Origin of the sequence: Streptomyces sp. TRM49041 (genome assembly GCF_008271805.1) — a bacterium.
Lineage (GTDB): Bacteria > Actinomycetota > Actinomycetes > Streptomycetales > Streptomycetaceae > Streptomyces.
Genome location: NZ_VSRY01000028.1, coordinates 1 through 252, shown reverse-complemented (window position 1 = coordinate 252; position 252 = coordinate 1). Strand labels below are relative to the sequence as shown.

At 73.0% G+C, this 252-nt stretch carries 1 protein-coding gene; it reads left to right on the top strand.

The features are described 5' to 3' along the window. A partial coding sequence (locus FVS66_RS34745) for a hypothetical protein (RefSeq protein ID WP_187645340.1) occupies positions 1–252 on the top strand: 252 nt, incomplete at both ends.

Below are 252 nucleotides of genomic sequence, written 5' to 3'. Positions count from 1 at the left end.
CTGCCGAGGTCGTGGTGCTGGGTGATCTGGCCGAGTTGGAGAAGGGCCTGGCCGATGGCGCGCGTGCACCCGAGGTGGTGCTCGCGGCCATCGATGCCCCGGAGGCCACGGCGGCCGCGAACGAGGCGTTGGTGTTGGTGCGGCGGTGGCTGGCGAGCGAGTGGCTGGGTGGGTCGCGGCTGGTGGTGACCACCCGTGGGGCGGTCGCTGTGGATGGCGAGTCCCCCGATATCGCGCAGGCGGCGGTGTGGG